We start from the raw sequence: 11163 nt of genomic DNA, 5'->3' as shown, positions 1-11163 counted from the left end.
CTCCAAAAATACTGTAGAAGAATTTACAAAGAGAAAAGCATCTAGTCCAATTTGGGGATTAGGATGGTGGAGAGAAGGAGATAACGGAAGGTTATGGTACTTTGGAACTCAATCATCAAGCAATACATTTGGACATCAAGGATGGACAGGAACCTTAACAGTTATAGATCCTGAAAGTGATTTAATAGTTGTTTTACTAACAAACAAAATTAACTCACCAGTTATAGATAATTCTATAAATGCAAATATGTTCTTAGGAAATAAATTTACAACATCAACATTAGGTACAATACCAACTCTTATTTATGAATCTATGATTCATAATAATGATGATGCAATAGATGCAAATCTTGCTCAAATGGTATCAGAAAACTTAAAATTATACAATTCAAACAACTATACAGGAGAAGCTATATTGAAATCTGTTTATTCTAAGATTGATACTGTTATTACAAGGGCGGAAGAAAATAAGACTAGCTCTAATATTGCATATGCTGAAGAGGTTGTAGCAAAATTAAATGTTGAAGAGAATCGTAAGCAAATAATGAAATTCAATGAAAGAATTAAAAATGTTGGAGGTACCCCTATAGAACTTCCAAACTATAGTTCTGAAATTGAAGCATTAAATAAGCTTGCTGAAGAATCAAAGGTTATAGTTGATAAAGGACAAGATTTATCAGAACATGTTCATTATCAAACTAGCACTTGGGACAAATTTATTAAGTCTTATAATAGTTCAATGGATGTACTATCAAAAGGAATTGAAGCCAATAACAAGGAGTTAAATACAGCAATTGAAGAATTATCAATAGCAAAGAATGCTTTAGTTAAATTAGATAAAACTAACTTAAATAAAGCTATAGAAGCAGCTAACTCTAAAATTGCAGAGGGAATATTAGAAGAAGTAGACGAGGAGATTAAGATTTCATTTAATAATGCTTTAGAAGTAGCAAAGACTGTTTATAATAACAAAGATACAGGTGTTCAAGATATAGTAAAGGCATATAATGATATTTTAGTTGAATATAAAAAATTAGGTATTCCGGTAGGTGATAAGAATAATTTATCTGACTTAGTAAATATGGCAGAAGCTATTAATTTAGATAGATTCTTAAGTAAAGGTCAAGACGAATTTAAAAAAGCTTTACAAGGAGCAAAAGATATATTAAGTAAGGAGGAGATATCAGAAATAGATTCTTATACTTCTTACGAATCACTATATAAATCTATGATGCAACTAGTATTAAAGGCAGATAAATCTGAATTATGTAAGGCAATTGCCAATACTGAAGAAATTAACTTAAGCTTATATACTGAAAATAGTAAAACAAAACTATTGTCAGTACTTGAAGCAGTTAAATTAGTAAAGGAAAATCAAGAAGTTACTCAAGAAGAAGTTGAAGTTGCTTTAGAAAGTTTGAACAATGCAATAAAGGCTTTAGTAAAATCAGCTGACAAGAGTGAACTTGAGTCTTTGATAAGGAAAGCAGAAGGAATTGATACTAATAAATATAAATCTGAGGGTGTAGAAAGATTTATGAAGGCTTTAAATGAAGCTAAAATTGTCATGGAAGATAAGAATATCTCAGAAGACAATCAAGAACTTGTAAATACATCTTATAGCAATTTAAATAGTGCAATTGAAGCTCTTCAATTAAAAGAATCATCAAATGGAAATAGTGGAAATGGTTCAAATAATGGTGGTAAAGAAGACAATAAGGATCAAGAAGACTCAAATATAGATAATAAAAATAATGACAAAGGGACAAACAATAATGGTAAAGGAAATAGTGATTTACCAGGTACTGGAGGAACATCACCAATTATTTATGTAGTTATTGGAGCTTTAGCTATAGGATTTGGTGCATATATATTTAGGAAAAAAAGTACATTAGATAAAGTATAATAATTTTAAATAAATAATAGGATTTATATTTCAAATAAGGTTTGTACCTAAAAAGAAATATAAGTCCTATTTTTTGTAAAAGTATAGTATAAAATATATATAAGCTGAAATAAATATTTTACACTTAACTAAATTAACATTGAAGTTTATAATATTTAAATAAAACCAGCATTTAATATAATAAACAAAAGACGGGAGAAGAAAACATGAAAAATGTAAAATTAGTTATATTTGATATGGATGGATTAATATTCGATACAGAAAGGCTTTCTTATGAAGCATGGAAAGAAGCAGCAGATAAATTTGATATATACTTTGATCTAAATTTACATTATAAATTACTTGGAACTAATCATGAAAGTGTTAGAAGAACTTTAGATAATGAATTTGGTAGTAAAGTAAATTTAGATGATTATATAATGGAAAGAAATAATATATATATGGCTAAAATATTAAATGGAGAAGTTAAAAAGAAAAAGGGAGTAGATAAGTTGTTAAAATATTTAACTGAAAAAAATATAAAAAGAGCAGTTGCTACATCTTCCAATAGAGAGCTGGCAACCAAGATTTTAAAAGAAGCTAATATATACGATTATTATGACTATGTATTATGTGGAGATGAAGTCACTAAATCAAAACCAAATCCAGAAGTATTTTTAAAAGTAGCAGAAAAATTAGATGTACCAAGTGAAGAATGTATAGTATTAGAAGATTCTGAAGCAGGGACTATAGCAGCTAGTAGAGCAAGAATGACTACTATAATTATTCCTGATTTAAAAGAACCTAACGAAGATATAGAAAGACTTGCATTTAAAAAAGTGAGAAACCTGGAAGAAGTGATAGATGTAGTTGAGAAATTACATAAGGCATAATAAAGGGTGATTTAGTGTACAGTGCGCAGTTTGCGATTATAAGAAGTGAAGGTAACAAGTAACAGGGAATTTAATTTTACAGTGCAAAAATTAAAAAATCCCTTAAGGATTTTTATCCATAATTTTTTAACTCCTTCATTTTTTCATTAAATAATATTAAATATTATGTAGATTATTGATTAAAATATATATTTTTAAATTATAGATAACTAGTAGTATAGGCGGTGTAATAATGGAATACATAAGTGATATAAATATACAAGAAGGAATAATTCATATAGTAGATTCAAATTCTGATGAACCAATTTTAAATGAATACAGCCTTGAATTAAATGAAGATATTTATAAGTTTCTTCATAAGCATACAGAAAAGTGTTTTAATGATGAAGAGCTAAAGTATGCTGTTTTTAATCCAGAAAGAAATATAGTAAAAGAATTAGTTCAAGATTATTTAAATGGAATAGAAAATGATCTAATAGGATTATCTCAAGAGTTAGCAAGACAATTATTTATAATAATGAAGGGAAACGTAAATATTCCTTCATGTGATTTAATAATAGTCTCTATAATAACAGATCAAGGTCCAATGATTGGTATACTTAAAATGGACTATGTAAAGAATTTTACTCATCAAGTTGAATTTAAAGAAAGTAAAATAGGTATAGATATAGTTCCACAATCAGCAGGTCTTCCAGCTAGTAGTCAAAGAATACAAAAAGCAGCATTTATAAAGCCTATAAGAGAAGAACAACGATATAACCTTATGGTAATAGACAAACAACGGAAAAGCAAAGATGAAGAGGAATATGGAGCAAATTATTTTATAAGCAACTTTTTAGGCTGTTCAATAATAAATAATGAAAGAGATATGACCAAGACCTTTTTAAAAGCTACAGAAAATTGGACTAGAAGTAATATAGTGGAAGATGCAGATAAAGCAGAAAGAATAAGAACAACAGTTAAAGCAAAATTAAAAGAAGAAGATACTATAAATATAGATGAGCTTTCAAATGAATTATTCAAGGAAAATCCACAAGTAAAAAATGATTTTTCAAGTTTCGTGAAAAGTCATGGATTAGAAGATGAAGTAGCTATAGATAAGCAATGGATAGAAAAGAAGTTGAAGAGAGTAAGGCTAAAGATTGATAGAGATATAGATTTATACATAAATGAAGAAGCTTATCACGATAATACTAGGTTTGAAATACAAAGAAATGGTGATGGAAGTATAAATATGATAATAAAGCACGTTATGAATTACTTAGAAAAATAATTATAAGTAATATTTTGTGAAGTAATTTTCTGGTGCGCAGTTCATAGTTTCATATTATAAGGGGTTAAGGTAATAAGCAACAAGTAATAGGTAACAGGTAAAAGGAAGTTTAATTTTAAATTTATAAACTGTTCTTTGATACCTGTTATTTTATTTGAAAAAATGCAAACAGTGAATTGTACACTGGTAACTGAATTAATTTTGCTTTACAAAATTTCATTTACCTATTGTAACTTTATAAATATTGTAATATGATATAAATGTAAGCGATTACTTTCATATTTTAGGGGGGATTTATATGGTCAATATTCTTGAATTAAAAAAAGTAACTTTATCAAATGGAGAAATTATAGCTTATAGGGAAGAAGGCTTAGGAGAAAAGAATTTATTACTTATTCATGGGAATATGTCATCATCAAAACACTGGGATATTCTTATAAATGAAATTAAGGATAAGTATAAAATAACGGCAGTGGATATGAGGGGCTTTGGTGAATCTAGCTATAATGCACCTATTAATTCATTAAATGATTTTGCTAAAGATATAGAAGAATTTTTAAATATTATAGGAATAAATTCTTGCTCAGTTATTGGATGGTCAACAGGAGGCGGAGTTGCTCTAGAACTAGCAGCTAATTGCCAAGAAAAAGTAGAAAATGTAGTGTTATTGGAGTCTGTAGGGGTTAAAGGATATCCTATATATAAAAAGGACCAAAATGGACAACCTATGAATGAATTATTAAGAACTAAAGAAGAAATTGCTAAAGATCCAGTACAAGTTAAACCGGTATTGGATGCCTTAGAAAATAAAAATAAAGAGTTCTATAGAACATTATGGAATATGGCTATTTATACACATAACAAACCAGAAGAAGAGAAATACAATGAGTATTTAGAGGATATGCTTACTCAAAGGAATTTAGTTGATGTGGATTATGCATTGGCACATTTTAATATGACAAATGAAAATAATGGAGTTATAGAAGGTAATAATAAATGTGAGCTAGTTAAAGCTCCAGTATTAATATTGCAAGGGGATAGAGATTATGTAGTTCCAATGTATATGGCAGAAGATATAAATAAATATATTAAAAATTCCAAATTAGTTATATTAAAGGATTCCGGACATTCACCTATGATAGACGCTTTAGATAAAGTAGTAGAAGAAATAAATAAATTTATACAATAATTATTATAAATATTATTTATACCAGGTAATATTTTTAGTAAAGTTACAACATAAAATATGTTGACAATGTTTACAAAAGATATTAAAATATATTTATATTAAATATGGATCCATTTATGGATTGTTACTGGAAAGCAGGCAAAACCTAAATTGATACCAAATTTGTTATAGTAATAAAACTATAGCTATTTGATGTTGATTTAGGTTTATTTTTATATAAATGCAAAATAATACATATTAATATATGAAATATGTAATCAGGCTATTTTAGGTAAGGCTTAAATATTTCTAATAAAAAATTACTATAAAGGAGATTAGAGATATGATAATAAATAAGGTGTTAAATAATAATGTTATTACAATTATAAACGAAAATAATGAAGAATCAGTTGTTATGGGAAGAGGAATAGCCTTTCAAAAAAAGAAAGGTGATGAAATTGATCAGGAAAAAGTAGATAAGATATTTGTTTTAAAGAATAAAAGCATAAATGATAAGTTAATAGCATTAGTTAATGATATTTCTGTAGAGAATTTAGAAATAGCTGAAGAAGTAATTAAATATGCAGAAAAAAAGTTAGACACAAAACTAAATGAAAATATATATTTAACACTTACTGATCATATAAGCTTTTCTATAAACAGATATAAAAGTAATTTGGAAATGAAAAATGTGATGCTTTGGGATATTAAAAGATTACATAAGGCAGAATTTGAAGTTGGTTTAAAAGCATTAGAAATTATAAAAAATAGAATAAATATAGAATTACCAGAAGATGAGGCTGCTTCAATAGCAATGCATATTCTAAATGGAGAATTAAGTCAAGATATGCCTCAAATAGTTGATATTATAAATTTAATTAATGAAATTCTTAAGATTGTAAAATATCATTTCAATGTTGATTTTGATGAAGAATCAATAAATTACTATAGATTTATTACTCATTTAAAATTCTTTGCTCAAAGATTAGTTAATGGAAAATACTATGAAGATAATGATAATGATTTATTTGAAATGATTAAAAATAAGTACCCAAAATCATATGAATGTACAAGAAAAATAGAAGGATTTATAAAACAAAAGTTTAATAATGAATTAACAAAAGAAGAAAAATTATATCTTATAGTGCATACAGCAAGAGTTGTAAAAGAAAATTATTAAAACTTAATAAGTTCTAACATTTTTTAGGATTGTAACTGATTCGATCAGGCAAAACCTAAGTTAATTATTAAAATTTTACTAATAGATTTATACTATATTTAAGTATTGTTATATTTATAGTGATTAGTGGAATTCAAAGTTAATTTAGGTTTTTATTATATAAACTGATAAATAAATACGTTAGGAGGAGATAATAGGAAAATTAATTTTTAACCGGAAGTTTCATAGGATTGTAACTGATTCGATCAGGCAAAACCTTAATTCTTCAAAACTTAAATATATTAAATTTTGAAAGTGAGGAATTAAGCTATGAATTATGAAAATTTAGCTAAGTCAATATTAAAAAAAGTAGGCGGAGAAAATAACATATCAAATTTAACACATTGTGCAACAAGATTAAGATTTAATTTAAAGGACAAATCTAAGGCAAATACAGAGGAACTAAAAACTACTCAAGGTGTTATGGGTGTTGTTGATAAGGGTGGACAATACCAAGTTATAATAGGAAATGATGTAAATAATGTTTATAAAGAAATTATTAAAATTAGTAATATAGAAAGTCAAAATAGTCATGTATCAAATGAAGCAGATGATCGTAAACCTATTGCCAAAATCATAGATACTATTACAGGGATATTTACACCTATATTACCAGCTATAACAGCAGCAGGTATGATGAAGGCAGTTCTTTCATTATTAAATGCATTTAAATTAGTAACACCACAATCACAAAGCTATCAAGTTATAAATTTTATGGCTGATGCTGCATTTTATTTCTTACCAATACTTCTTGCTAATTCAGCAGCAAAGAAGTTTAAAACTAATCAGTATTTAGCAATGATGCTTGGAGGAATGTTACTTCATCCAACATTTGTTACAATGGTAAGTACAGCAAAAGAAGCAGGAACATCTATAGGTGTATTTGGACTACCTATTTCTTTAGCATCATATAGTTCAAGTGTTTTACCAATAATACTTGGAGTTTGGTTTATGTCATATGTTGAACCAATTGCAGATAAAATATCACCAAAAGCAATTAAGTTTTTCACAAAACCATTAATTACAGCATTAGTTACAGGAATAGTTTTATTAGTAGTAATAGGACCTTTAGGATATATAATAAGTGATAAAATAGGATTAGCTATAAGAACTTTAGAATCTTATGCTAGTTGGGTAGTACCAACTATAGTAGGTGGATTAACACCATTATTAGTTATGACAGGTACTCATTATGGACTTATACCAATAGGAATAAATAATCGTATGACTATGGGATACGATACAATAATATATCCAGGAATGTTAGCATCAAATGTTTCTCAAGGGGGAGCAGCTTTAGCAGTAGCTCTTAAAACTAAAAATCAAGAAATAAGACAATTAGCATCTTCAGCTGGTATTACAGCAGTTTGTGGTATTACAGAGCCAGCTCTATATGGTGTTAACTTAAGATTTAAAACACCATTATATTCAGCAATGATAGGAGGAACAGTTGGAGGATTATTCCTAGGATTATTCCGTGTATCAAACTATTCAGGTGGTTCTCCGGGATTCTTAACCTTACCAAGTTATATTGGTGGAGATTCTATGATGAATTTTGCATATGCTTGCATAGGAGCGGCAATAAGTGTAGTTGTAGCATTTGTAGCTTGTTTAATATTATATAAGGATAAGGCTGAAGTTATTGATAATGTTGATAAAGAAGTTGCTGTTAATAAAGATGAAGATAATAAAAAGAAGCCTTTAGTTAATAAAATCACTATTGCTAGCCCGATGGATGGAGAAATTATGCCTTTAAAAGAAGTTAAAGATGAAACTTTTGCATCAGAAATGATGGGAAAGGGAGTAGCAATTAAGCCAATAGAAGGTAAGGTAGTATCACCAATAAATGGAACTGTTGAAACAATATTTAAAACTAAACATGCTATAGGATTAAGATCAAGTGACGGAGTAGAAGTTTTAATTCATATAGGTATAGATACAGTCCAATTGGAAGGAAAACATTTTACATCATATATTAATGATGGAGATGAGGTAAAGGTTGGAGATACTTTAATAGAATTTGATATGGAAGCTATAAAAAAGGAAGGTTATGAATTAGTTACACCTGTTATAGTTACTAATACAGTAGATTATTTAGAAGTTTTACCTATGAATTTAAAAAATGCTAAGGTTGGAGATACTATTATAAGTATTATTTAGTTATATAAACTTTAGTTAAAATATAAGGAAGTATCTTTAAGTTAATTTATAGATACTTCCTTAAAAATAGTGGAGGAATTAATATGAACAAAGATTTTAATAGATTTCCAGAAAACTTTTTATGGGGAGGAGCTTTAGCGGCAAATCAATGTGAAGGTGGATACAAAGAAGGTGGTAAGGGGCTAACAACTGTAGATTTATGTCCAGCGGGTTTAAATCGTAGAAAAGTTATGGAAGGTAAAATAGATGTTTTAAAACCTTTAGAAAATGAGTATTATCCATCTCATGAAGCTATAGATTTTTATCATAGATATAAAGAAGATATTGCTTTATTTGCAGAAATGGGTTTTAAATGTTTAAGAGTTTCTATAGCGTGGTCAAGAATATTCCCTAATGGAGATGAAGAAATTCCAAATGAAGAAGGATTAAAATTTTATGATTCTATGTTTGATGAAATGATAAGATTTGGAATAGAGCCTGTTGTAACTATTTGTCACTTTGATACACCAATTGGAATTATAGAAAAGTTTGGTGGATGGAAAAACAGAAAGTTTATAAATTTCTATTTAAATTATTGTGAAGCTATCTTCAAAAGATATAAGAATAAAGTTAAGTATTGGATGACATTTAATGAAATAAATATGATATTGCATTTACCTTTCATGGGAGCTGGTGTTAGATTTGAAAAAGGAGATAATGAACTTCAAATTAAATATCAATCAGCTCATCATGAACTTATAGCAAGTGCACTAGCTACTAAGATGGCCCATGAAATAATACCAAATTCAAAGGTAGGATGTATGCTTGCAGCGGGAGAATTCTATCCATATTCATGTAATCCAGAAGATGTATTATTAGCAAAAGAAAAGGATAGAGAAAATTTGTTTTTTATAGATGTACAGTCAAGAGGAGAATATCCTGGATATGCCAAGAGATTTTTAAGAGAAAATGGAATAGAAATAGTCTTTAAAGAAGATGATGAAGAAATATTAAAAAATAATACAGTTGATTTTATAGGATTTAGCTATTATTCAAGTAGATGTGCAAGCTCAGATTCAGAAGTATTAAAGGGTCAAACTGCAGGAAATGTATTTAAGACTGTTAGGAATCCAAATTTAAAGGTTTCAGAATGGGGATGGCAAATAGATCCATTAGGGCTTAGAATAACATGTAATTCTTTATATGATAGATATCAAAAGCCATTATTTATAGTAGAAAATGGTCTTGGAGCTAATGATGTAATAGAAGAAGATGGCTCTATAAATGATGATTATAGAATTGAATATTTAAAAGAACACGTTAAGGCAATGAAAGAAGCAATAATTGATGGTGTGGATTTAATAGGGTACACACCATGGGGATGCATAGATATAGTGTCCGCATCTACAGGAGAAATGAAAAAACGTTATGGGTTTATATATGTTGATAAAGATAATAAAGGAAATGGAACATTAAAGAGAAGTAAAAAGAAGAGTTTTTATTGGTATAAGAAAGTTATAGAGAGTAATGGAGAAGAACTTTAATAATAAATACTAATAGATTATAAAATAGGGGGCTGTAGCATTAGTAGATAAAAAAATTAGTGTGACAGCTCCTTGTTTTCATATTTAAATGATAATAGGTAGTTAAAAGATGACTTAAATCTTTATTAATATTTTTATTGACTCCATGAATCTTGATATCCTAATGCAGTATTCCATGATACAACGCACCCAGAACCCCAAAATCTTTCCCATAATCTTTTAATTATCATTACTGTTGCTAACGCTTGTGTGATTCGAAGGTATGGGAATAAACTACTAAAAGCAGCTGCTAATGCTGCCTGATTCATATAAAATGCAAGCTCAGTATAGTATGAATCTAAGTATATATAATATCCCCACCAATAGGTTACAACTTGATTTACGCCAGATACTTCTGCACTAGCAGCAGATATATCATTGACATTTATACCATATTTTTCAAATGCGGTGTTCATTTGTTGATCAGAAAAACTGATTTTAATTGATTTTTCTTCACTGTTTACAGAATTATTGTTATTTCCTTTAAGTAAGTTATTAGAATTTACTATATTTAATTTTACTTCTTGTATCTCACTTTCTGATAAAACGGAATCCCTATAAGCACTATTATCTAATACAAATTCACCATTTTTAATATTTACGTATTTATCAGCTTTTTCAATTAATTCTTTGCTCATTAAAGTTGCATTTGAATTGATAGTAAGTTGATTGTTATTTATTGATTTAGCTGATACTGATATGCTAATATTACCTACCAGTGCTATCAATATTGTAAATACTATAACTTTGTAAAAAATATTTTTCATAATAAGCCTCCTATTTTTTTATAAAATAACTGAATAGATAAGAAGTAGCTCGGATTTATTTTGAAATATGGCACTTCTATAAATCTCTTCCTTTAATAGATTCTCCTAGTATAATAGTAAAAAATTATAAAACTATTTTTTATTTAACTTTTTCTCATATTGTATTATGGCTCCAGACATTAATACCACTATTATCCATAGTAGAAGTTTTAATAAACTATGATTCATATAAAAAT

At 27.7% G+C, this 11163-nt stretch carries 8 protein-coding genes; 7 read left to right on the top strand and 1 reads right to left on the bottom strand.

Going from position 1 to position 11163, the window contains the following annotated elements; translation table 11 throughout:
- The 7 genes from A500_RS02325 to ascB form a co-directional block, all read left to right on the top strand.
- Positions 1–1906, top strand: a 1906-nt coding sequence (locus A500_RS02325; RefSeq protein ID WP_016205979.1) for a serine hydrolase, incomplete at its 5' end; no start/stop codon positions are given.
- Between the two features lie 206 nt (positions 1907–2112).
- Entirely contained in the window at positions 2113–2778 is a 666-nt protein-coding gene (locus A500_RS02320; RefSeq protein WP_016205978.1) for an HAD family hydrolase, read from the top strand.
- 232 nt (positions 2779–3010) lie between these two features.
- On the top strand, positions 3011–4051 hold the full coding sequence (locus A500_RS02315; RefSeq protein ID WP_016205977.1) for a nucleoid-associated protein: 1041 nt from the start codon (positions 3011–3013) through the stop codon (positions 4049–4051).
- 298 nt (positions 4052–4349) lie between these two features.
- Positions 4350–5240 carry an intracellular short-chain-length polyhydroxyalkanoate depolymerase gene (gene phaZ / locus A500_RS02310; protein ID WP_016205976.1) on the top strand — a complete coding sequence of 297 codons (891 nt, stop codon included), beginning with the start codon at positions 4350–4352 and terminating at the stop codon, positions 5238–5240.
- 322 nt (positions 5241–5562) lie between these two features.
- Complete coding sequence (gene licT / locus A500_RS02305; RefSeq protein WP_016205975.1) at positions 5563–6399, top strand: BglG family transcription antiterminator LicT; 837 nt, start codon at positions 5563–5565, stop codon at positions 6397–6399.
- 309 nt (positions 6400–6708) lie between these two features.
- Entirely contained in the window at positions 6709–8598 is a 1890-nt protein-coding gene (locus A500_RS02300) for a beta-glucoside-specific PTS transporter subunit IIABC (RefSeq protein WP_016205974.1), read from the top strand.
- An 83-nt stretch (positions 8599–8681) separates the two neighbouring features.
- Positions 8682–10121 carry a 6-phospho-beta-glucosidase gene (gene ascB, locus A500_RS02295; RefSeq protein ID WP_016205973.1) on the top strand — a complete coding sequence of 480 codons (1440 nt, stop codon included), beginning with the start codon at positions 8682–8684 and terminating at the stop codon, positions 10119–10121.
- A 134-nt stretch (positions 10122–10255) separates the two neighbouring features.
- Here the strand turns inward: ascB and A500_RS02290 are convergent, their stop codons facing one another.
- Positions 10256–10927 (bottom strand): hypothetical protein, encoded by a 672-nt coding sequence (locus A500_RS02290; RefSeq protein WP_016205972.1) that lies wholly within the window; start codon positions 10925–10927, stop codon positions 10256–10258.
- Positions 10928–11163 lie beyond the last annotated feature (236 nt).

Source organism: Clostridium sartagoforme AAU1 (assembly GCF_000401215.1).
In the GTDB taxonomy this organism is placed as follows: Bacteria; Bacillota; Clostridia; order Clostridiales; family Clostridiaceae; genus Clostridium; species Clostridium sartagoforme.
The sequence above is the reverse complement of the archived record's forward strand: the minus strand, read 5'-3'. Positions and strand labels throughout refer to the sequence as shown.